A 20,982-nucleotide genomic window follows, 5' to 3' on the forward strand; every position below is an offset into this window, starting at 1 on the left:
GTATTCGCGCCAGCCTTCCGGTGCCGGCGCAGTCATGCATGGCATTGATTATTAGTAAATATAAATCCTTCTTCGGGCGGGCATGAAACTTGTAATCCATGAACCGAAGCGCTTGCCAACAAGACTTCCAGCGGCCGGCGCCCGAATGCAGCGGAGGGCCTCCGGCAGCTACCGGAGGTGAGGACTGGGCTAACAAGAGGAATCAGGACATGAGCGAAACCTACATCGAAGAAACAGCGGAAGCCGCCGGCACGGTGGCCAGCCGGCTCGGCATCAACCGGCGGGAGTTCATGCAGTTCTGCGCAGCCACCGCGACGACGCTGGGCCTGCCGGCCGGCGCCGAGGCGGCCATCGCCAAGGCCGTCGAGAAGGCCAAGCGGCCTTCGGTGATCTGGCTGCACTTCCAGGAATGCACCGGCTGCTCGGAATCGCTGCTGCGCGCCGAGCACCCGACGCTGGAGAAACTCATCCTCGACGTCATCTCGCTCGACTATCACGAGACCCTGATGGCGGCCGCCGGCCACCAGGCCGAGGCGGCGCGCAAGTCCGCCATGAAGGCCAACAAGGGCAAATATGTCCTGGTGGTCGAGGGCGCCATCCCCGTCGCGAAGGACGGCATCTACTGCAAGATCGGCGGCCACAAGGCCATCGACATGCTGAAGGAGTGCGCGGCCGACGCCGCCGCGGTGATCGCCATCGGATCCTGCGCCTCCTGGGGCGGCATGCCCTCCACCGAACCGAACCCGACCGGCTCTTCGGGCGTGGCCGACGTGCTCGGCAAGCCGGTGGTGACCATCCCGGGCTGCCCGCCCAACCCCTACAACTTCCTCGCCACGGTGGTGCATTTCCTCACCTTCGGCAAGCTGCCCGACATCGATCACCTCGGCCGTCCCAAGTTCGCCTACGGCCGCATCATCCACGAGCACTGCGAGCGCCGCGCCCACTTCGACGCCGGCCGCTTCGCCCACGAGTTCGGCGACGAAGGCCACCGCAAGGGCTACTGCCTCTACAAGCTCGGCTGCAAGGGCCCGGAGACCTATGCCAACTGCTCGACCATCGGCTTCGGCGACGTCGGCGAGTCGAACTGGCCGGTGGCCTGCGGCCATCCCTGCATCGGCTGCTCGGAGAAGGGCGTCGGCTTCACCAAGCCGATCCACATGACCGCGCAGCTGAAGGGCATGAGCCCGCCCGCCTCCTATCCGGGCGTGGTCGAGCAGCAGGGCAAGTCCAGTTTCGCCGCGGCCGCGGCCCTGGCGGCCATCGCCGGCGCGGCGGCCGGCGGCGCCGCCATGCTGGCGAAGAACCTCGGCAAGCAGGACGAGGCCCAGGCACAGCGGAAAGGCGAGTGACCATGGACAGGCGCACATTCTTCAAGGCGTCGCTCGCCGGCGGCACCGCCCTCGCAGCGGGGGCGGCCAGCTGTCCGGCGCAGGCGCGCGAAACCCGTCCCATGCCGCCCGAGGCGGTCGGGCTGCTCTTCGATTCCGTCCTCTGCGTCGGCTGCAAGGCCTGCGTGGCCGCCTGCAAGGAGGCCAACGGCATGCCGATGGAGTTCTCGACGGCGGACCAGTATTGGGACACGCCGCTCGACATCTCCGGCAAGACGCTCAACGTCATCAAGGCCTACCGCAACGGCAAGATGGAAGCGAAGGACCGCGAAGAAAACGGCTTCGCCTTCATCAAGAAGTCGTGCATGCACTGCGTCGATCCTTCGTGCGTCTCGGCCTGCCCGGTCTCGGCCATGCAGAAGGACGCGAAGACCGGGGTGGTGACCTACGACAAGGATGCCTGCATCGGCTGCCGCTACTGCGTCGCCGCCTGCCCTTTCGGCGTGCCGCGCTTCACCTACGATTCGCCGACGCCGCAGATCAGCAAGTGCCAGCTGTGCATCCACCGCCACAAGGACGGCAAGTACGCCGCCTGTGCCGAGGTCTGCCCGACCGGCGCCACGCTCTACGGCAAGGTCTCGGTCCTGCGCGAGGAGGCGCAGCGGCGCCTGGCCCTGAAGCCCGGCGAGAAAACCGAGTTTCCGCGCGGCCACCTGCGCGCGTCCGAGGAGAAGGCCCTGCAGGGCGCCCCCGAAGGCAAGGGCGCGCAGCGCCGGCAGGGCTGGAAGGACGACGGCGCCCAGCGCTACCCCGGCGTGGCGGGCCAGTACCTGCAGCACATCTACGGCGAGAAGGAATTCGGCGGCACGCAGATGCTCATGCTCTCCGGCGTCTCCTTCCAGAAGCTGGGCTATCCGGACCTGCCGCCGCGCTCCGATGCGGCGACGTCCGAGACCCTGCAGCACACGCTCTACGGCGGCCTCATCGCGCCGATCGCCGTGCTGGGGGCACTGACTTTCATCGCCAAGCGCAACGTCAAGCCCGAGGACGGGGAGGGAGGCCAGAATGGCTGATCATTCGCACGCACACGCGCCGCGCCCGCTCGGCGGCAGCCTGCTTACGCCCTTCACGCTGCTGCTCGGCGTGCTGGCGGCGATCGCCGGCGTCATCCTGCTCTACCGCCTGTTCTACGGCCTCGGCGCGGTGACCAACCTCAACGACGGCTATCCCTGGGGCATCTGGATCGCCTACGACGTGGTGGTCGGCTCGGCCTTCGCCTGCGGCGGCTACGCCATGGCGCTGCTGGTCTACATCTTCAACAAGGGGCAGTACCACCCGCTGGTGCGGCCGGCCCTGCTGGCCAGCCTGTTCGGCTACACCCTGGCCGGCGCCTCGGTGATCTTCGACCTCGGCCGCTGGTGGAACTTCTGGCACATCTTCTGGCCCGGCTACGCCCAGGTGAACTCGGTGATGTTCGAAGTGGCGGTGTGCATTTCGGCCTACATCGTGGTGATGTGGATCGAGTTCTCGCCGGCCTTCCTCGAGAAGTGGGGCATGAAGGACGTCAGGCAGAAGCTGAACAAGGTGCTGTTCTTCTTCATCGCCCTGGGCGTGCTGCTGCCCTCGATGCACCAGTCCTCGCTGGGCTCGCTGCTGGTGATCTTCGGCGAGCAGATCCATCCGCTCTGGCAGTCCGGCTGGCTGCTGCCGGTGATCTACCTGATGACGGCCATCCTGCTCGGCTTCGCCGTGGTGATCTTCGAGGCGACGCTGTCCTCGACCGGCTTCAAGCGCCAGCTGGAGACGCCGGTGCTGACGCCGCTGTCGAAGGTCATGTTCGGGCTGCTCGCCGCCTACGTCGTCGTGCGCGTCGCCGACCTGGTCCTGCGCGGCGCGCTCGGCACGGCCTTTGCCGCCACCTGGCAGGCCTTCTGGTTCTGGGTCGAGATGGCCTGCTTCGTCGTGCCGCTCGCGCTGCTGGCTTCCGAATCCGCGCGCCGCAGCGCGGCGAAGCTGTTCATCTCCGCGGTGCTGCTGATGCTGGGCGGCTTCCTGCTGCGCATCAATGGCTTCCTCGTCGGCTACATGACGGGCGAGGGCTGGCACTACTTCCCGTCGCTCGCCGAGCTCATGGTCACCGTCGGCCTGATCGCCTTCGAGATCCTGGCCTACATCGTCATCGTCAGAAACTACCCCGTGCTGCCCGCCGCGCAGCCGGTTACGCGCTAATCAAAGGAGTCAAGAATGGGACAACGCATAACGATCGATCCGATCACCCGAATCGAAGGACATCTGCGCATCGACTGCGAGGTGGATGGCGGCAAGGTCAAGAAGGCCTGGTCCTCCGGCCAGATGTGGCGCGGCGTGGAGCTCATCCTGCTCGGGCGCGACCCGCGCGACGCCTGGGCCATCACCCAGCGCATCTGCGGCGTGTGCACCACGGTGCACGCCATCACCTCGGTGCGCGCGGTGGAGAACGCCCTGCAACTGGAGGTGCCGCTCAACGCCCAGTACATCCGCAACTTGATCATCCTGGCGCACGCGGTGCACGACCACATCGTGCATTTCTACCACCTCTCCGCGCTCGACTGGGTGGACGTCACCTCGGCGCTGAAGGCCGATCCGGACGCCACCTCGCGCCTGGCCGAGAGCCTCTCGACCTGGCAGGGCAACGGCAAGTTCGAGATGCGCGCCGTCAAGGAGCGCCTGAAGGGCTTCGTCGACGGCGGCCAGCTCGGCATCTTCACCAACGGCTACTGGGGCCACCCGGCGATGAAGCTGCCGCCGGAGGTGAACCTGCTCGCCGTGGCGCACTACCTGCAGGCGCTCGACGTGCAGCGCAAGGCCAACAAGATCGTCTCCATCCTCGGCAGCAAGACGCCGCACATCCAGAACGTCGCCGTCGGCGGCGTCTCCAACGCCCTGTCCACCGACAGCTACTCGACGCTGGGCGTCGAGCGCCTGCTCGCCATCAAGGGCTACATCGACGAGCTGGCGGACTTCGTCAAGAACGTCTACCTCATCGACGTCGCCGCGGTGGGTGCCTTCTACGCCGACTGGACCAAGTACGGCGCCGGCGTCACCAACTACCTCGCGGTGCCGGACATCCCGATGGACACCAAGGGCACCCAGTTCGCCCTGCCCGGCGGCTACATCGCCAACAAGGACCTCGGTTCGTTCAAGCCCATCAAGACCTTCAACGACGAGTTCTGGGTCAAGGGCGTCGAGGAGAGCGCCAAGCATTCCTGGTACGAGGGCTCCAAGCCGCTGCATCCCTACAAGGGCGAGACCAAGCCGCAGTACACCGACTTCAAGGAAGACGGCAAGTACTCCTGGCTGAAGTCGCCGACCTTCTACGGCAAGCCGGCCCAGGTCGGGCCGCTCGCGCGCGTGCTGTGCATGCTCGCCGCCGGCCACGAGCCGACCAAGAAGTACGCCACGGCGGCGCTCGACACCGTCTCGGCGCTGGCCAAGACCAAGGTCGGCCTCGACGCCATGCACTCCACCATCGGCCGCCATGCCGCCCGCGCGGTGTCCTGCGCGGTGCAGGTGGATATGCTGGCCGACCAGTGGACCGCGCTGCTCAACAACATGGCCAAGGGCGACCTGACGACCTTCAACAAGCCGGTCTTCCCGAAGGGCGAGATCATGGGCCAGGGCTACCACGAGGCGCCGCGCGGCGCGCTGTCGCACTGGGTCGTCATCGACAACGGCAAGATCAAGAACTACCAGTGCGTGGTGCCCTCGACCTGGAACGCCTGCCCGCGGAACGACAAGGACGAGCCGGGGCCGTACGAGGCGTCGATCGCCGACAACCCGATCGCCGATCCCGAGCGTCCGCTCGAGGTGCTGCGCACGGTGCACTCCTTCGACCCGTGCATCGCCTGCGCCATCCACGTCACCGACACCGAGAACGGCAGCGCCATCACCGTGAACGCCAAGTGAGTTCAGCCAGGCAGGCCCGCTGCGTCCGCGGACTGCTACACTTCGGGGGCGGGCGCGAGTCCGCCCCCGCATTTTTTTCGGAGCACGCTTGAGAACCGTCATCCTCGGCATCGGCAACACCATCCTCAGCGACGAGGGCGTCGGCGTGCACGCGGCCGAGGCGCTGCGCGCGGCCTACGAGGTGCCGGCGGGCATCGAAGTCATCGACGGCGGCACCGCCGGCATGGAACTGCTCGACCCGCTCTCCGGCGTCGACCTGCTCGTGGTGCTCGATGCCGTCAAGGCGAAGCGCGCGCCCGGCACCGTGATCACCCTCACCGGCAAGGAAGTGCCGGTGTTTTTCCGCAGCAAGCTCTCGCCGCACCAGGTCAGCATCTGCGACGTGCTGGCGAGCCTCGAATTCGCCGGCGACCCGCCGAAGGACCTGGTCCTGATCGGCTGCGAGCCGCTCAGCCTGGAACTCGGCACCGAGCTCACGCCGACCGTCGCCGCGAAGGTGCCGCAGATGGTCGCCGCCGCCGTGGCGCAGCTGGCCGCGCGCGGCATCCCTCTCACGCCGCGCAGGGCAACCGCCGAGGCGCATTGACATGTGTTTGGCGATTCCCTCGCGCGTCCTCGAGATCGACGACCTGATGGCCGTGGTCGACACGGCGGGAGAACAGCGCAAGGTCAGCCTCATTCTCATGCACGAGGAGGTCTCCGTCGGCGACTACGTGCTCATCCAGCACGGCCAGTTCGCCTACGAGCGCGTCGACGCCGAGCGCGCCCGCGAGGCCCTGGCGCTGATGGAAGAAGTCTTCGCGCAAGAATCCCCCGATGTCCGCGCCTGGTAGCACGCTCCGCACCCACGCCGAAGATCCCTCGCGCCTGCTCGAAGCCGCCTTCCGCCGCATCCAGGCGGAGACCATGGCCGACGTGCCCATCCTCAACCCGGCGCTCTCCGTCGAGGCCGTCGGCTTCGCGCGCCGGCAGGACCACTGGCTCGGCATCGTCGTCACGCCCTGGTTCATGAACCTGGTGCTGGTGCCGGGCGCGGCCGAATCCTGGCAGAGCGTGGCGCCGGGCCTGCGCCTGTTCCGCAAGTTTCCCTCCGGCGATTTCGCCTTCCTCGGCAGCGACGAGCCCGAGGTCGGCGAGTTCCAGTCCTGCTCGCTGTTCTCGCCCATGGCGCAGTTCGCCGACCAGGCCGGCGCACGCGAGGTCGCCCTGGCCGCGCTCGAAGCCCTGCAGAGCGAACCCGCCGCGGCCGCGCCGCAAGCGCCAAACAAGGCAGCCTTCGACGACCCGAAGCAGGCCGCCCTCGAGCGGCCGATGAGCAAGCGCGAATTCCTCGGCTCGGTCTTCAGGCGCAGCTAGACGGCAATCGCCTCGCCCCAGTAGTGGTAGGAGACGATGCGCGGGCCGGGGATGTACATCGACTGCACCTGCGGCTCGAAGCCGGCTTCCTTCAGGATGGCCGGGATGTCGCGATCCAGCCTGCAGCCGCCGGCGAGCGGGCTCCAGAAGGGCTGAATGCGGCCCTGCCACTTCCGCACGTTCTCGTCCGGCGCGCGGCCGTGCTCGGAGAACAGCAGGCGGCCGCCGGGCGCCAGCACGCGCCGCACCTCGCGCAGCGCCGCAACGGGATCGGGAATGGTGCACAGCGTGTAGGTGCTGACCACCGTGTCGAAGACGGCGTCCGCCAGCGGCAGCCTTTCCGCGGTGATGCCGACGATCTCCACCGGCAGCCGCGCCGCGCGGCTGCGCTTCAGCATCAGGCGGTGCATGCGCAGCGACGGCTCGACGCCGACGAGCTCGCGCACGCGGCCGGTGTCGTAGAAGGGCAGGTTCAGCCCGGTGCCGATGCCGATCTCCAGCACGCGGCCCTGCGCCTGCGGAATCACCTTCATCCGCTGCTGGCTGACCGACTTCATGCCGCAGGCGAAATCGATGAGCCAGGGCAGCACGTTGCGTTCGTACCAGTTGCCGTGTGACATGCACAGTCCTTGTCGTCGCCAGCGCGCAGTATAGCCGCCGCCGTCTGCTGTAAAGTGCCGGAACGCGCAACGGAAAAGGGGGGCGGCGAGATGGACGAACAGGGTTCCGTCGGGATGGAAGCGCTGCGGCGCAATCTGCTGCTGGCGCTGCTGGCCGTCGCCGTGGCCTGCGCCTGGCTCAGGCCGCTCGACGACCTGGCCGGCGCCCAGGCGCAGGCCGGCTTCAAGCGCGCGGTGGCGAGCTTCGCCACCGCGCGGGCGCTGAATGCCGTCATCTCCGTCGTCCAGGGCACCGAGCTCTCCGTGCAGCCGCTCGGCGTCGGCGTCACCCTCACGCCCGGCCAGATGCTCGACCCGTTGAACGACCTGGTCGAGCGCTTCTCCGACCTCATGCTCATGGCGAGCGTCGCCTTCGGCGTGCAACTGCTGCTGATCGAGATGGGCGTGCACTGGGGCATGTCGCTGGCGCTGACGCTGGTCGCCCTCGCCTGGGCCTGGCCGTATTGGCAGAGAAGGCGGCCGCCGTCGCTGCTCACGCGCGTGCTGGTGGCGCTGCTGCTGGTGCGCTTCATCGTGCCGGCGGCCGGCATGGCGAGCGACGTCGTCTATCGCGGCTTCATGCAGGCACAGTACGCCGCCGGCCAGCAGGGCATCGAACAGGCCTCGCAGGCCATCGGCGCGCTCGCCCCAGCCGAGGGCGCCGCCGACAAGAAGTGGTGGCAGCTCGACAGGCACATCAAGCAGCTCGGCGACACCATCGACAGGACCGTCGAGCACGCCATCCGCCTCATCGTCGTCTTCCTGCTGCAGACCCTGATCCTGCCGCTGGCCGTGTTCTGGATCCTCCTGCGCAGCGGGCGCATGCTGACGGCCGCGGCGCATTCCCGTGCGGCTCTCCCCGGCGGTGCTACTTGATCCGCGAGGTGGTGCGGATGGTCCGGCCAGCCACCATGAAGCGCCCGCCGCCGCGGTGATGCAGGGTGCGCGGGTCCTTTTCCTTCGGATCGATCCAGGCCTTCACCACTTCCAGCACGAAGAAGTTGTAGCGGTTCATCAGGCGCGTGTCGACCACCTTGCACTCCAGGCTGGCGTAGCACTCCTCGATGAGCGGCGCGCCGACCTGCGAAGCCGGCCGCGGCGTGAGGCCGAATTTGGCGAACTTGTCGACCTTGCGGCCGGAGCAGGTGCCGATGCCGACCACCTCGTCCAGCAGTTTCGCCGTCGGGATGTTGAGCACGCATTCCTTCGTCGCCGTCAGGGCGTCGAAGCTGTGGTTGCGGCCGCTGATCAGGCAGCCCACCAGCGGCGGCTCGAACTCCATCATGCAGTGCCAGGACTGCGCCATGACGTTGGCGCGGCCCTTGCGGGCGGTGGTGACCAGCAGCACCGGGCCCGGCTCGAGCAGGCCGTAGACGCGGCCGAGCGGCAGGGCGCGCTTCTTCACGGCGGCGCTCAGAAGAAGGCCGAGACGCCGTCGATACGGTCGAGGCGGATGACGATGCGGCTCGACTGCTGGCTGCGCGCGACGACGTAGCGCTCGTCCACCGAGACGACGACGGCGTTGATGCTGACGCCGTTGGCGTGGATGGCGACGCCGCGGTTCTTCTCCTTGCTTTCCAGCAGCACGGCGCGCAGCGGGTCTTTCTCGGCGGCGGCATCCGCGGCCAGCGCGGGTCCGGCGAGCAGGGCGGAGAGGAGCAAGGGGGCGAGGAAGCGGGCGGTTCTGGGCATGGCTGTTTCCTTTGCGTGAGGTTGTCAGGAAAACCCGTAGCGTGGTGGCTGCCGGGCGCGCCGGCAGCCACGGCAATGATATCGGAAGGGCATCCATCCGGCATCCGCCGCCCATTTTCGCACCGCTCGAAAGGATGATTGACCTGCGTCAATCCGTCGCGGTTAAATGCAAGTAATTTGAATGGAACATCCAGTCGCCCGCCGGAACATGCCCGCCCAAGACGTCTGCGACCTGCCAGGAATCGTCGCCCGCTGGCACCGCGATCCCGCCAACCTGGTGCAGATCCTGCGCGAGGTGCAGGAATCCTGCGGCACGATCCCGTCCGACACGCTCGACCAATTGGCGAAGCTGCTCGACGTGCCGCGCGTGCGCATCGAGTCGACGGCGAGCTTCTACGCCTTCTTCCACGCCGAATCGCACGGTGCCTACGAGATCCTTTTCTCGGACAACATCATCGACAGGATGGCCGGCAAGGAGGCGCTCAAGCAGTATTTCTGCGAGCGCCTGTGGCTGGAGCCGCGCAAGCTCTCCGAGGACGGCCTGGTGTATGTCGACGACACCGCCGACATCGGGCTGGCCGACCAGGCGCCGGCGATGCTGGTGAACGGCTACGCCATCCCCTCGCTCGACAAGGCGCGCCTCGACCTCGTCGCCGAGCTGATCCGCGCGCGCAAGCCGCTCGCCGAGTGGCCGCCGATGCTGTTCGAGGTTCCCGACAACCTGTGCAAGCCCGGTCCGCTCACCGGCGAGGCGTTCGTGCCGGGCGCGGCCTTGAAGGCGGCGCTGGCGCGCGGCGCCGAGGCGACGCTGGCTGAGATCGATGCATCCAACCTGCGCGGCCGCGGCGGCGCCGGCTTCAAGACGGCGACCAAGTGGGCGAGCTGCCGCAAGGCCGAGGGCGAAGCGCACTACGTGGTGTGCAACGCCGACGAGGGCGAGCCGGGCACCTTCAAGGACCGCGTCCTGCTCGCCAGCCATGCCGACCTGGTGTTCGAGGGCATGACGGTGTGCGCCCGCGTCATCGGCGCGCGGCTGGGCCTGCTCTACCTGCGCGGCGAGTACAGGAACCTGCTGGAAAAACTAAAGTCAGTCCTGGCGAGGCGGCGGGAGGCCGGCCTGCTGGGGCAGAACATCCTCGGCGAGCAAGGCTTCGACTTCGACATCGAGATCCACCTCGGCGCCGGCGCCTACATCTGCGGCGAGGAGTCGGCGCTGATCGAGTCGCTCGAGGGCAAGCCCGGCAAGCCGCGCAACCGCCCGCCCTTCCCGGACCGCTGCGGCTACCGCAACCAGCCGACGGTGGTGAACAACGTCGAGACCTTCGCCTGCGCGGCGAAGATCGCCGAGCGCGGCGGCGCCTGGTTCGCCGCCCTGGGCACGCCGCAGTCGGCGGGCAGCAAGCTGATCTCCATTTCCGGCGACTGCAAGCGGCCGGGCGCCTACGAATACCCCTTCGGCGTCACGGTGCGGCAGATCCTCATCGACTGCGGCGCCGAGGACGCCCACGCCGTGCAGGTCTCCGGACCGTCCGGCACCTGCATTTCCTTCCGCGAGTTCGACCGCCGCATCGCCTTCGAGGACCTCGCCACGGCGGGCGCCTTCATGGTCTTCTCGCGCGAACGCGACATGTTCGAGGTGGCGCGCAACTTCACGCACTTCTTCGCCCACGAGAGCTGCGGCTTCTGCACGCCGTGCCGCGTCGGCACCTCGCTGTTGCGCAACATCATGGACAAGCTGGCGGCGGGCAAGGGCTCGGCCTACGACATGAACGAGATGAAGCACATCATGCACGTCCTGCGCGGCACGGCGCACTGCGGCCTCGGCCACACGGCGGCCAACCCGGTGGTGCAGACGATGGAGAAGTTCCCCGACGCTTACGAGAAGCGCCTGAAGCGGCTCGACTTCGAGCCGGCCTTCGACCTCGACGGCGCATTGCAGACCGCGCGTCTGATTACCGGCCGCGACGACGAGTGGGCGCACCTGGCCGATGACTAAAACCTTCACCCTCGACGGCAAGGTCATCCCCTTCGAGGAGGGCGAGACCATCATGGAGGCGGCCGCCGCGGCGGGCGTCTACATCCCTCACCTGTGCCACCATCCCGAGTTCAAGCCGCACGGCTCCTGCAAGCTGTGCACGGTGAACATCGGCGGGCGGCTCGGCGCCGCCTGCACCAACCGCGCGGCGGAGGGCATGAAGGTGGAGAGCGAGACCGAGGCGCTCAACGCCGACCGGCGCGCGCTGACGCAGATGCTCTTCGTCGAGGGCAACCACATCTGCCCGTCCTGCGAGAAGAGCGGCAACTGCCAGCTGCAGGCGGTGGCCTACCATCTCGGCATGCTGACGCCGCATTTCACGCACTTCTATCCGGCGCGCGACGTCGACGCCTCGCATCCGGACGTGCTGCTGGAGCGCAACCGCTGCATCCTTTGCGAGCTGTGCGTGCGCGCCAGCCGCGACGTGGATGGCAAGAACGTCTTCGGCATCGGCGGCCGCGGCATCAAGGCACGCCTGATCGTCAACTCGGCGAGCGGGCGCCTGGCCGACACCGACATGTCGGTGACCGACCGCGCCGCCGAGGTGTGCCCGACCGGCGCCATCATCCGCAAGCGGCACGGCTTCACGGTGCCGATCGGCCAACGGCTCTACGACCACCACGACATCGCCGAAGTGCCGGTGGCGGGCATGGAGCGGCCCAAAAAATGACCAAGCTGAAAGTCGCCACCTGCTCGCTGGCCGGCTGCTTCGGCTGCCACATGTCGCTGCTCGACATCGACGAGAAGCTGTTCGAGCTGGTCAAGGCGGTCGAGTTCGACCGCTCGCCGATCACCGACATCAAGCACTGCGGGCCCTGCGACATCGGCATCGTCGAGGGCGGCGTCTGCAACGCCGAGAACGTGCACGTGCTGAAGGAATTCCGCAGGAACTGCCGCATCCTGGTGGCAATGGGCGCCTGCGCCATCACCGGCGGCATCCCGGCCCTGCGCAACAACGTCGACCTGTGGGACTGCTTCCAGGAGGTGTACCACTACGGCATCGGCCTGGAGAAGGGCCAGATCCCCAACGACCCCGAGCTGCCGCTGCCCTTCGACAGGGTGCACCCGATCAACGAGGTGGTGCGCATCGACTACTTCCTGCCCGGCTGCCCGCCGCCGGCCGACGCCATCTGGAAGTTCCTCACCGACCTCGCCGCCGGCCGCGAGCCGAAGCTCGACTACGACATGCTGCACTACGACTGACATGGACACCCTCGAAACCGCCGCCCATCCCGAGAACCTGAGGCGGGTCGTCATCGAACCGGTGTCCCGCGTCGAGGGCCACGGCAAGGTGACGCTCCTGCTCGACGCCGAGGACCGCGTGCACCAGGTGCGGCTGCACATCGTCGAGTTCCGCGGCTTCGAGAAGTTCATCCAGGGGCGGCCCTACTGGGAAGTGCCGGTGCTGGTGCAGCGCCTGTGCGGCATCTGCCCGGTGTCGCACCACCTGGCGGCGTCGAAGGCGCTGGACATCATCGTCGGCGCGAAGCAGCTGACGCCCACCGCAGAGAAGATGCGCCGCCTGATGCACCTTGGCCAGATCCTGCAGTCGCATGCGCTGCACTTCTTCCACCTCGCCTCGCCCGACCTGCTGTTCGGCTTCGACGCCGACGTGGCGAAGCGCAACATCGTCGGCGTCGCCGCCGTCGCGCCGGAGGTGGCGAAGAAGGGCGTGCTGCTGCGCAAGTACGGCCAGGAGATCATCCGCCACACCGCCGGCAAGCGGGTGCATGGCACCGGCTCGGTGCCGGGCGGGGTGAACAAGAACCTGAGCCGCGCCGAGCGCGCCGGCCTGCTCGGCGAGATCGACACCATCGTCGAGTGGAGCCGCGAGGCGGTGGGCATCATCCAGAAGCTGTTCGCCGACCACGCGAAACTCTATGAATCCTTCGGCCGCTTCGAGTCGAACCGGCTCGGCCTGGTGCGCGCCGACGGCGCCCTCGACCTTTACCACGGCGGCCTGCGCGCCACCGATGCCGCCGGCGCCACGCTCTTCGACCATGCCGACTACCAGAGCTACTACGAGCTGATCCACGAGGAGGTGAAGCCCTGGTCCTACATGAAGTTTCCCTTCATCGTCGCGCAGGGCAGCGAGGCCGGCTGGTACCGCGTCGGTCCGCTGGCGCGGGTGGCGCAGTGCGACTTCATCCCGACCGAGCTGGCCGAGGCCGAGCGCCTCGCCTTCAAGGCCTTCGACGGCGGCGCGGCGCTGTCGGCGCCGCTCGGCTACCATTGGGCGCGCATGATCGAGATGCTGCACGCGGCCGAGGGCATCAAGGAGCTGCTGCTCGACAACGACCTCTCCGGCGGCGACCTCGTCGTGCGCGGCGAACCGCAGCTGCGCGGCGTCGGGGTCATCGAGGCGCCGCGCGGCACGCTGATCCACCACTACCGCGTCAACGAGGACGACCAGATCGTCAGCGCCAACCTGATCGTGTCGACCACCCACAACAACCAGGCGATGAACGAGGCGGTGCGCCAGGTGGCGCGCCAGCACCTCGACGGGCGCACGCTCACCGAAGGACTGCTCAACCACATCGAGGTGGCGATCCGCGCCTTCGATCCCTGCCTCTCCTGCGCCACGCACGCGCTGGGGAAAATGCCGCTGGAACTGACGCTGGTGGACGCCGGCGGGGAGACGATCGGCAGCCTGCGCCGGGACGGAGCCTGAACGGCGGCCCGCCGGGAATCCGCCCATGGCAAGGAAGTCTTTTCCCCTGCTCGCCCTGGTCATCGTCGGCTGGACGCTGACGATCCTGGCCTCGCTCGCCTGGACTGTCTACAGCGAGCGCGAACAGATGCTGGAGCTGGCGCGCAGCGAGGCCCAGGCCAACTTCAACAAGGACATCACCATCCGCCGCTGGGCGACGACGCACGGCGGGGTCTACGTTCCCATCACCGAGAAGCAGAAGCCAGTGGCGTTCCTGTCGCACATCCCCCAGCGGGACGTGGTCACGGCGGACGGCCAGCGGCTGACCCTGCTCAACCCGGCCTCCATGCTGCGGCAGATGATGGACGAATATGCCGAAACCTACGGCGTCCGCGGCCGCATCACCGGACTGAAATACCTCAATCCGGGCAATGCACCGGACGAGTGGGAACGCGTCCAGCTGGAGGCCTTCGTGCGCGGCGAGCGGCAGGAGGCGTGGGCCGTCGGCGAGATCGGCGGCAAGCCCTATCTGCGCTACATCCAGGTGATGCTCATGGAGGAGGGCTGCATCAAGTGCCATGCCGTCCTTGGCTACACGCGCGTCGGCGAGGTGCGCGGCGGCATCGGCGTCAGCGTGCCGCTGGAACCCTATCGGAACCAGTACGACGAAGAGTTGCGGGGTCTCGGACTGTCGCATGGCGGCTTGTGGCTGATCGGCATGCTCGGCATCGGCGCGGTCGGCAGGGTGCTGCGCCAGCGCCGGCGCGAGCATGACCGCATGGTGGACGAGCTTGCCGAGCGGGAGGAGCGGCTGAAGCTGGCCCTGCACGGGGCCGACCTCGGCCTGTGGGACTGGCACATTCCGAGCGGCAGGGTGATCTTCAACGAGCGCTGGGCGCAGATGATCGGCTACCGGCTGGACGAGATCGAGCCGCACGTCAGCTCCTGGGGGCGGCTGGTTCATCCGGACGACATGCCGCGCGTGCGCGAGGTGCTCGATGCGCATCTGGAAGGCCGCACGCCTTTCTACGAGACCGAGCACCGCATGAAGGCGAAGAGCGGCGCCTGGGTCTGGGTGCTGGACCGCGGCCGGGTCATCGGGCGCGACGCCAGGGGAGCGCCGCTGCGCGCCGTCGGCACGCACCTGGACATCACCGAGCGCAAGCGGACCGAGGAAACCATGCGCGACTTCGCCGCCGCGCTGGAGGCGAAGGTGAACGAGCGCACCGCCGAGCTGCAGCGCGCCTACAAGGAGCTGGAGTCGTTTTCCTATTCGATCTCGCACGACCTGCGCACGCCGTTGCGGGCCATCAACGGCTACGCCTCGGTGCTGGAGGAGGACGAGAAGACGCTCAGCCCCGAGAGCCGCGAGCTGCTGGAGCGCATCAAGGTCGGCGCCGTGCGCATGGGCGAACTGATCGACGACATGCTCGACTTCACCCGTCTCGGGCGCAGCGACTTCATCGTCAAGGAGGTCCTGATGACGCCGCTGGCGCGCGGCGTCGTGGCCGAGCTGGCAGAGCCGTATCCGGACGCCGAGATCGTGGTGGGCGACCTGGGCAAGGCAAGCTGCGACCCCGTCATGATCCGGCAGGCGTGGATCAACCTGATCGGCAATGCCCTGAAATTCTCGGCCGGGCAGGCGCATCCGCGCATCGAGATCGGCTGCCGCGACGAGGAGGGCCGGCGCATCTATTTCGTGCGCGACAACGGCGTCGGCTTCGACGGGGAGCATGCCGGCAAGCTGTTCGGCGTCTTCCAGCGCCTGCACCGGGCGGAGGATTTCGCCGGCACCGGCATCGGCCTGGCCGTCGTCAAGCGCATCGTCGAGCGGCACGGCGGACGCGTCTGGGCGGAGAGCGTGGCCGGCCAGGGCGCGACGTTCTTCTTCACCCTGGGCGCATGAGCACGCTGCTGTTCGCCTGGGGCAATCCGTCCCGCGGCGACGATGCGCTGGGGCCGGCGCTGCTCGAGCGCATCGCGGCGGCGCAGCCCGGCCATCCGGAATGGGGCGCAGTGGATCTGCTCACCGACTTCCAGTTGCAGCCCGAGCATGCCCTCGACCTCGAGGGCCGCGACCGCGTGCTCTTCGTCGATGCCAGCGTGTCCTGCGTGCCGCCGCATGCCTTCGACCGCCTGCAGCCGGCGCGGGATTTCGGCTATACCACCCATGCCATGAAGCCGGAGGCGCTGCTGGCGGTGTTCCGCCAGGTGACCGGCCGCGCCCCGCCGCCGGCCTGGCTGCTGACGATCCGCGGCCATTCCTTCGAACTGGGCGAGCCGCTCAGCGCGGAGGCAGGGAGGCACCTGGCGTCCGCCACCGGCTTTGTCGAATCCCTGCTTTCCGGCGAATGGCAGCGCTTTGGCTGATCCAGGTCAACGAGCGCAAATTCCTCTGCCGGTTAGTATCTTTCCAGTTGCTTGTCCGGTTTGGCAGGACAGGCCGGAATATGTCCTTGTGCTAGCGCGTAACATCTTGTAGTTAAAAGACAAGATGCGCTTGTGTCGCCGGCATGCTTCTTGTTATCCATGGAGCTTTGCGAAATGGAAAGCGCATGATCGTGGAAGGCAAGCTGGAGTTCGAAGTCGCCTGGGATGGCAAGCAGATTACCGGCGCGACGGTGAATTCGTCGCGCCCCGTCCTGGCCTGCCGGGTGCTGGAAGGGAAACCGGCTGCCCAGGCCGTGGCCAGCGTGCCGCTTCTCTTCAGCATCTGCGGACGGGCCCAGACCGTGGCCGCGGCCGCCGCGCTGGAAGCGGCGGCCGGCCGGCCGATGTCCGCCGCGGTCGACCGCCTGCGCGAACTCGTGGTGGCGGCGGAGTGCGCGCAGGAACATCTCTGGCGTTTCCTCATCGACTTGCCGGTGCTGCTCGGCGAGCCGGCGCGCAGCGCCCGCTTCGTCGTCATGCACCGGCGCTTCGACGATCTGCGCCAGCGTGCCGCCTCCGGCACGGCCTGGTGGGCGGAAGCGGGCGACCTGCGCGATCTGCGCGCCTGGCGCGTGCTGGCGGGCGACCTGGCGGACTTCCTCGAGAGCGAGCTGCTCGGCATGACGCCGGCGCGCTTCCTGGAAATGGCCGGTGAAGAGGACATCGCCGCCTGGCTCGAGCGTGGCCGGGGGCTGGCCGCACCGTTGCTGGCGCTCCTGCGCGATGCCGCGCCGGTGCGGAAGGGAAAGGACGAGCCCGCCCTCCTGACGCTGCCTTCCGCGGCGGCGCTGGCCGACGGGATCGCCTCGGCGATCGAAGCGTCCGACGGCTTTGCCGCGGCGCCGGTCCTGGGCGGCGCGCCGGCCGAAAGCGGGGCGCTGGCGCGCGAGGCCCGGGCGCCGGCGGTGGCCGCCATGCTGGCCGGCCGCGGCCGCAGCGCGGGACTGCGGCTGTTCGCGCGCCTGCAGGAACTGGCGCGGCTGGCCGGGCGCATGCGGGATCTCAGCCATGGCGTCAACGACGCGCCGTGGCTGCGCGTGGCGCAGGCCGGCAGCGGCGCCGGCCTGGCGGCGGTGGAGACGGCGCGCGGCGTATTGATCCACTGGACCCTGGTGGACGGCGGACAGGTGGCGCGCTACCGCATCGTGGCGCCGACGGAATGGAATTTCCACCCGCAGGGCGCCTTTGTGCGCGGCCTCGCCGGCATCCCGGCGCGCAACGAGGCCGAGGTGCGGCAGGCGGCGGCGCTGCTGGCGCATGCGCTGGACCCGTGCGTGGCCTACGATCTGAGAGTCAGGCATGCATGAGATGAGCCTGGCGGAAGGCGTGCTCGCCATCATCGAGGAGCAGGCGGCGAAGTCCGGCTTCGCGCGCGTGAAGACGGTGTGGCTGGAGATCGGCGCGCTGTCCGGCGTCGAGACGGAGGCGATGCGCTTCTGCTTCGACGCGGTGACGCGCGGCAGCGTCGCCGACGGCGCGGCGCTGGAGATCGTCGCCGTGCCGGGCACCAGCTGGTGCATGCAATGCAGCGCGTCGGTGCCGGTGGCGGAACGCTACGACCCCTGTCCGCGCTGCGGCGGCTACCAGCTGCAGGTGCAGGGCGGCGCGGAGATGCGCGTCAAGGAATTGGAAGTCGAGTAATCGGAGGAACCATGTGCACAGTCTGCGGCTGCGGCCAGGGCGAAACGAAAATAGAGGGCGATCACGAACACGAGCATCGCCACGAAGACGGCACGGTGCATAGCCATGCCCACCACCACGACGGCGGGCATGCGCACACGCATCCGCATGCGCCGGGCGGCCTCAGCTACGCGCCGCGGCATCACCATCACGGCCACGAACATGCCCACGCGCCGGGGCTCACGCCCGGCCGCATGGTGCAGATCGAGCAGGACATCCTCGCCAAGAACAACGGCTACGCCAGCGCCAACCGCAAGGAATGGAAGGAACGCGGCCTGTTCGCCATCAACCTCGTTTCCAGCCCCGGCTCGGGCAAGACCACGCTGCTGGTCGAGTCCATCAAGCGGCTGGCCGGCCGCCATCCGCTGGCGGTGATCGAGGGCGACCAGCAGACCAGCAACGACGCCGAGCGCATCCGCGCCACCGGCGCCCAGGCCATCCAGGTGAACACCGGCAAGGGCTGCCATCTCGACGCGCACATGGTCGGCCACGCCTTCGAGCGGCTCGACCTGAAGGAAGGCGGCCTGCTGCTCATCGAGAACGTCGGCAACCTGGTCTGTCCGGCGGAGTTCGACCTCGGCGAGGCGCACAAGGTGGTTATCCTCTCCGTCACCGAGGGCGAGGACAAGCCGCTCAAGTACCCGAACATGTTCGCGGCGAGCGACCTCATGCTACTGACCAAGACGGACCTGCTGCCGCACCTCTCCTTCGACGTCGCCAAGTGCGTCGAGTACGCGCGTCGCGTGAACCCGAAGATCGAGGTGCTGCAGGTCTCGGCGAAGAGCGGCGAAGGCATGGACGGCTGGCTCGCCTGGCTGGAGCAGGGCGTGGCCTCCGCGAAGAACTGACATGTCCGTCGCCGCCCGCGCCCAATCCACCGTCTGCCGCCGCATCCGCGTGCGCGGACAGGTGCAGGGCGTCGGCTTCCGGCCCTTCGTCTATCGCCTGGCGCAGGAGTTGAACCTTGCCGGCTGGGTGCGCAACGACGGCGAGGGCGTGGACATCGAGGCGCAGGGCACCGTGGCGGCGATTGAGGATTTCATCGCGCGGATCGAGGCCGAAGCGCCGCCGTTGGCCAGCGTCACCTCGGTGAAAGCCGAGGACGCCCCGCTAACTGACGCGCAAGGCTTCGAAATAAAAGTCAGTCGCCACGGCACGGCGAACACCGCAGTGACGCCCGACACTTCCACCTGCCCGGACTGCCTCGCCGAGCTGTTCGATCCCGCCAGCCGCCGCTGGCGCCACGCCTTCATCAACTGCACGCACTGCGGCCCGCGCTACACCGTGACTCGGCGCCTGCCCTACGACCGCCCGCACACCAGCATGGCGGCCTTCGCCATGTGCCCGGCCTGCCGTCGCGAGTACGACGACCCGGCCGACCGCCGCTTCCATGCCCAACCGAACGCCTGCCCCCAATGCGGCCCGCGTCTCGCGTTGCGCGACGCGGCGGGCGATCCGATCGCGGCGGCAGACCCGATCGCCGAAACCCTGGCGCGCCTGCAGCACGGCGAGATTATTGCCATCAAGGGCCTCGGCGGCTACCACCTCGCCTGCGACGCGACCAATGCTGAAGCGGTGGCGCGCCTGCGCGAACGCAAGAACCGCGAGGAGAAGCCCTTCGCCGTGATGTTCGCGAATGCCGAATCCGTCACGCCCTACGCCGAGGTGAGCGAGGCCGAGCGCGTGCTGCTCGCGTCGCGCGAGCGGCCGGTGGCGCTGCTCGAGAAACGTGAAGGCTGCGACGCGGCGCTGCCGGGCGTTGCGCCGGGGCTGGGCGAACTCGGCGTCCTGCTGCCGTGCACGCCGATCCAGTTCCTGCTTTTCCACGAGGCGGCCGGCCGGCCGGCCGGCACGGAATGGCTCGCCGTTCCGCAGCGACTGACTTTGGTCATGACCAGCGCCAACCCCGGCGGCGAGCCCATCGTGCGCGACGACGCCGAGGCGCTGGAACGATTGAAAGGCATCGCCGACGCCTACCTCCTGCACGACCGCGAGATCGTCGCGCGGGTGGACGACAGCGTCGTGCGCGCAGCCCAGTTCATCCGCCGCGCGCGCGGCTTCACCCCGCAGGCGATCAAACTCGCCAAAGCCGGCCCCTCCGTCCTCGCCACCGGCGGCTTCCTCAAGAACACGATCTGCCTCACGCGCGGCGACGAGGCCTTTCTCTCGCAGCACATCGGCGATCTCGACAACGCGCCGACCTGCCGCGCGCTGGAGGAGACGGCGCAGCGCATGATGGACCTGCTGGAGATCGAGCCGGAACTCGTCGCCCACGACCTGCACCCGGACTTCCACAGTACGCGCTTTGCCGCGGATTTCGCGCGCAGCCGCGGCCTGAAGGCCGTCGCCGTGCAGCACCATCACGCCCACATCGCAGCGGTGGCGGCTGAACATCGCATCACGGGGCCGCTGCTCGGCCTGGCGCTTGACGGCGTCGGCATGGGCACCGACAAGGGAAGCTGGGGCGGCGAGCTGCTGCAGGTGGACAACGAGCGCTTCGCCCGCCTCGGTCACCTGCGCGAACTGGCGCTGCCGGGCGGCGACAAGGCGGCGCGCGAACCCTGGCGCATGGCCGCGGCGGCGCTCTTCGCGCTCGGGCGCGGCAGCGAGATCAGGGAAAGATTCCCGCAGCAGCGCGCCGCCGGCGCCGTCGCCATGATGCTCGGCGGCAACGCGCACACGCCGCCCACCTCGAGCTGCGGCCGGCTCTTCGATGCCGCGGCGGGGCTGGCCGGCGTGCGCGAGGTCGCCGCGTTCGAGAGCCAGGCGGCGATGCTCTACGAAAGTCAGGCTGCGCAACACGGCGCGGTGGAGCCGATGCGCGACGGCTTCGTCCTCGGCGCGGACGGCACGCTCGACCTGCTGCCGCTGCTGGCGCGGCTGGCCGACGAGCGCGACGCCGGCTTCGCTGCCGCGCTGTTCCACGCCACGCTGGCCGAGGCGCTGGCTGCGTGGGTGCAGCGCGCCGCCCAGGAAAGCGGCATTGCGCGCGTCGCCCTCGGCGGCGGCTGCTTCCTCAACCGGATACTCAGCGAAGGCGTGCGGCGCCGGCTGGAAGCCAATGGATTCGAAGCGCTGGAAGCGCGGCAGGCGCCGCCCAACGACGGCGGCCTAAGCCTCGGCCAGGCCTGGGTGGCGATGCAGATGTAGGTCGGCCTTCAGGCCGACAGCAGCGGTTGATTGACGGAAATTGTCGGGCTGAAGCCC

Annotated in this window: 21 protein-coding genes; 18 read left to right on the top strand and 3 right to left on the bottom strand. The window is 68.6% G+C overall.

The features are described from left to right. The first annotated feature begins 209 nt into the window (after positions 1-209). The 7 genes from ROZ00_02990 to hybE all read left to right on the top strand — a co-directional run bounded on the left by ROZ00_02990 (position 210) and on the right by hybE (position 6,629). A complete protein-coding gene (locus tag ROZ00_02990) occupies positions 210-1,349 on the top strand; it encodes a hydrogenase small subunit (protein MDT3735172.1) in 1,140 nt (379 codons plus the stop codon). A gap of 2 nt (positions 1,350-1,351) precedes the next feature. Beyond that, positions 1,352-2,401, top strand: a complete 1,050-nt coding sequence (hybA, locus tag ROZ00_02995) for a hydrogenase 2 operon protein HybA (GenBank protein ID MDT3735173.1) — start codon at positions 1,352-1,354, stop codon at positions 2,399-2,401. After that, positions 2,394-3,557, top strand: a complete 1,164-nt coding sequence (gene hybB / locus ROZ00_03000; protein ID MDT3735174.1) for a Ni/Fe-hydrogenase cytochrome b subunit — start codon at positions 2,394-2,396, stop codon at positions 3,555-3,557. Before hybA ends, hybB begins: the two co-directional genes overlap by 8 nt. Positions 3,558-3,572: 15 nt before the next feature. Next, entirely contained in the window at positions 3,573-5,273 is a 1,701-nt protein-coding gene (locus ROZ00_03005) for a nickel-dependent hydrogenase large subunit (GenBank protein MDT3735175.1), read from the top strand. A gap of 88 nt (positions 5,274-5,361) precedes the next feature. After that, the gene (locus tag ROZ00_03010; GenBank protein MDT3735176.1) at positions 5,362-5,859 is read left to right on the top strand and encodes a HyaD/HybD family hydrogenase maturation endopeptidase; all 498 of its coding nucleotides are present in this window, start codon (positions 5,362-5,364) and stop codon (positions 5,857-5,859) included. Between the two features lies 1 nt (position 5,860). Beyond that, positions 5,861-6,106 (top strand): HypC/HybG/HupF family hydrogenase formation chaperone, encoded by a 246-nt coding sequence (locus ROZ00_03015; protein MDT3735177.1) that lies wholly within the window; start codon positions 5,861-5,863, stop codon positions 6,104-6,106. Continuing rightward, positions 6,090-6,629 (top strand): [NiFe]-hydrogenase assembly chaperone HybE, encoded by a 540-nt coding sequence (hybE, locus tag ROZ00_03020; protein ID MDT3735178.1) that lies wholly within the window; start codon positions 6,090-6,092, stop codon positions 6,627-6,629. The genes ROZ00_03015 and hybE overlap by 17 nt, the downstream gene beginning before the upstream one ends. Here the strand turns inward: hybE and ROZ00_03025 are convergent. Next, positions 6,626-7,249 (bottom strand): methyltransferase domain-containing protein, encoded by a 624-nt coding sequence (locus tag ROZ00_03025; protein ID MDT3735179.1) that lies wholly within the window; start codon positions 7,247-7,249, stop codon positions 6,626-6,628. The two genes, hybE and ROZ00_03025, sit on opposite strands and share 4 nt — an antisense overlap. A 90-nt stretch (positions 7,250-7,339) precedes the next feature. On the opposite strand from ROZ00_03025, the gene ROZ00_03030 reads away from it, so the two are divergent. Beyond that, positions 7,340-8,164: a hypothetical protein gene (locus tag ROZ00_03030; protein ID MDT3735180.1), complete on the top strand. Its 825-nt coding sequence runs from the start codon at positions 7,340-7,342 to the stop codon at positions 8,162-8,164. Here the strand turns inward: ROZ00_03030 and ROZ00_03035 are convergent. Together ROZ00_03035 and ROZ00_03040 are read right to left on the bottom strand one after the other, a co-directional pair. After that, the gene (locus ROZ00_03035) at positions 8,157-8,693 is read right to left on the bottom strand and encodes a flavin reductase family protein (GenBank protein MDT3735181.1); all 537 of its coding nucleotides are present in this window, start codon (positions 8,691-8,693) and stop codon (positions 8,157-8,159) included. The genes ROZ00_03030 and ROZ00_03035 overlap by 8 nt on opposite strands. Positions 8,694-8,701: 8 nt before the next feature. Next, on the bottom strand, positions 8,702-8,980 hold the full coding sequence (locus tag ROZ00_03040) for a hypothetical protein (protein MDT3735182.1): 279 nt from the start codon (positions 8,978-8,980) through the stop codon (positions 8,702-8,704). Positions 8,981-9,188: 208 nt separating this feature from the next. On the opposite strand from ROZ00_03040, the gene ROZ00_03045 reads away from it, so the two are divergent. The 10 genes from ROZ00_03045 (at position 9,189) to hypF (ending at position 20,925) form a co-directional block, all read left to right on the top strand. Continuing rightward, positions 9,189-10,976 (top strand): NADH-ubiquinone oxidoreductase-F iron-sulfur binding region domain-containing protein, encoded by a 1,788-nt coding sequence (locus tag ROZ00_03045; GenBank protein MDT3735183.1) that lies wholly within the window; start codon positions 9,189-9,191, stop codon positions 10,974-10,976. Next, positions 10,969-11,685 (top strand): 2Fe-2S iron-sulfur cluster-binding protein, encoded by a 717-nt coding sequence (locus ROZ00_03050; GenBank protein MDT3735184.1) that lies wholly within the window; start codon positions 10,969-10,971, stop codon positions 11,683-11,685. The genes ROZ00_03045 and ROZ00_03050 overlap by 8 nt, the downstream gene beginning before the upstream one ends. Beyond that, a complete protein-coding gene (locus ROZ00_03055) occupies positions 11,682-12,218 on the top strand; it encodes an NADP oxidoreductase (protein MDT3735185.1) in 537 nt (178 codons plus the stop codon). Before ROZ00_03050 ends, ROZ00_03055 begins: the two co-directional genes overlap by 4 nt. A 1-nt stretch (position 12,219) precedes the next feature. Next, on the top strand, positions 12,220-13,686 hold the full coding sequence (locus ROZ00_03060) for a Ni/Fe hydrogenase subunit alpha (protein ID MDT3735186.1): 1,467 nt from the start codon (positions 12,220-12,222) through the stop codon (positions 13,684-13,686). Between the two features lie 25 nt (positions 13,687-13,711). Then, positions 13,712-15,571, top strand: a complete 1,860-nt coding sequence (locus ROZ00_03065; GenBank protein MDT3735187.1) for a PAS domain-containing protein — start codon at positions 13,712-13,714, stop codon at positions 15,569-15,571. Continuing rightward, positions 15,568-16,035 (top strand): hydrogenase maturation protease, encoded by a 468-nt coding sequence (locus ROZ00_03070; protein ID MDT3735188.1) that lies wholly within the window; start codon positions 15,568-15,570, stop codon positions 16,033-16,035. Before ROZ00_03065 ends, ROZ00_03070 begins: the two co-directional genes overlap by 4 nt. Before the next feature lie 185 nt (positions 16,036-16,220). Continuing rightward, positions 16,221-17,402: a nickel-dependent hydrogenase large subunit gene (locus tag ROZ00_03075; protein ID MDT3735189.1), complete on the top strand. Its 1,182-nt coding sequence runs from the start codon at positions 16,221-16,223 to the stop codon at positions 17,400-17,402. Next, positions 17,395-17,736 (top strand): hydrogenase maturation nickel metallochaperone HypA, encoded by a 342-nt coding sequence (gene hypA / locus ROZ00_03080; protein MDT3735190.1) that lies wholly within the window; start codon positions 17,395-17,397, stop codon positions 17,734-17,736. The genes ROZ00_03075 and hypA overlap by 8 nt, the downstream gene beginning before the upstream one ends. Before the next feature lie 11 nt (positions 17,737-17,747). Beyond that, positions 17,748-18,623: a hydrogenase nickel incorporation protein HypB gene (gene hypB / locus ROZ00_03085; GenBank protein MDT3735191.1), complete on the top strand. Its 876-nt coding sequence runs from the start codon at positions 17,748-17,750 to the stop codon at positions 18,621-18,623. Position 18,624: 1 nt separating this feature from the next. Then, entirely contained in the window at positions 18,625-20,925 is a 2,301-nt protein-coding gene (hypF, locus tag ROZ00_03090) for a carbamoyltransferase HypF (protein ID MDT3735192.1), read from the top strand. Positions 20,926-20,982 lie beyond the last annotated feature (57 nt).

It is taken from the genome of Denitratisoma sp. (assembly GCA_032027165.1).
Lineage (GTDB): Bacteria > Pseudomonadota > Gammaproteobacteria > Burkholderiales > Rhodocyclaceae > Desulfobacillus.

Excerpts from the sequence above, each read along its gene's own strand:
- ROZ00_03070 (MDT3735188.1), top strand. The coding sequence starts at position 15,568 with ATGAGCACGCTGCTGTTCGCCTGGGGCAATCCGTCCCGCGGCGACGAT.
- ROZ00_03030 (MDT3735180.1), top strand. The coding sequence starts at position 7,340 with ATGGACGAACAGGGTTCCGTCGGGATGGAAGCGCTGCGGCGCAATCTG.
- ROZ00_03015 (MDT3735177.1), top strand. The coding sequence starts at position 5,861 with ATGTGTTTGGCGATTCCCTCGCGCGTCCTCGAGATCGACGACCTGATG.
- ROZ00_03045 (MDT3735183.1), top strand. The coding sequence starts at position 9,189 with ATGCCCGCCCAAGACGTCTGCGACCTGCCAGGAATCGTCGCCCGCTGG.
- ROZ00_03050 (MDT3735184.1), top strand. The coding sequence starts at position 10,969 with ATGACTAAAACCTTCACCCTCGACGGCAAGGTCATCCCCTTCGAGGAG.
- hybB (MDT3735174.1), top strand. The coding sequence starts at position 2,394 with ATGGCTGATCATTCGCACGCACACGCGCCGCGCCCGCTCGGCGGCAGC.
- ROZ00_03065 (MDT3735187.1), top strand. The coding sequence starts at position 13,712 with ATGGCAAGGAAGTCTTTTCCCCTGCTCGCCCTGGTCATCGTCGGCTGG.
- ROZ00_03025 (MDT3735179.1), bottom strand. The coding sequence starts at position 7,249 with ATGTCACACGGCAACTGGTACGAACGCAACGTGCTGCCCTGGCTCATC.
- hybE (MDT3735178.1), top strand. The coding sequence starts at position 6,090 with ATGTCCGCGCCTGGTAGCACGCTCCGCACCCACGCCGAAGATCCCTCG.
- ROZ00_02990 (MDT3735172.1), top strand. The coding sequence starts at position 210 with ATGAGCGAAACCTACATCGAAGAAACAGCGGAAGCCGCCGGCACGGTG.
- ROZ00_03055 (MDT3735185.1), top strand. The coding sequence starts at position 11,682 with ATGACCAAGCTGAAAGTCGCCACCTGCTCGCTGGCCGGCTGCTTCGGC.
- hypF (MDT3735192.1), top strand. The coding sequence starts at position 18,625 with ATGTCCGTCGCCGCCCGCGCCCAATCCACCGTCTGCCGCCGCATCCGC.
- ROZ00_03075 (MDT3735189.1), top strand. The coding sequence starts at position 16,221 with ATGATCGTGGAAGGCAAGCTGGAGTTCGAAGTCGCCTGGGATGGCAAG.
- hybA (MDT3735173.1), top strand. The coding sequence starts at position 1,352 with ATGGACAGGCGCACATTCTTCAAGGCGTCGCTCGCCGGCGGCACCGCC.
- ROZ00_03040 (MDT3735182.1), bottom strand. The coding sequence starts at position 8,980 with ATGCCCAGAACCGCCCGCTTCCTCGCCCCCTTGCTCCTCTCCGCCCTG.
- hypA (MDT3735190.1), top strand. The coding sequence starts at position 17,395 with ATGCATGAGATGAGCCTGGCGGAAGGCGTGCTCGCCATCATCGAGGAG.
- ROZ00_03060 (MDT3735186.1), top strand. The coding sequence starts at position 12,220 with ATGGACACCCTCGAAACCGCCGCCCATCCCGAGAACCTGAGGCGGGTC.
- ROZ00_03005 (MDT3735175.1), top strand. The coding sequence starts at position 3,573 with ATGGGACAACGCATAACGATCGATCCGATCACCCGAATCGAAGGACAT.
- hypB (MDT3735191.1), top strand. The coding sequence starts at position 17,748 with ATGTGCACAGTCTGCGGCTGCGGCCAGGGCGAAACGAAAATAGAGGGC.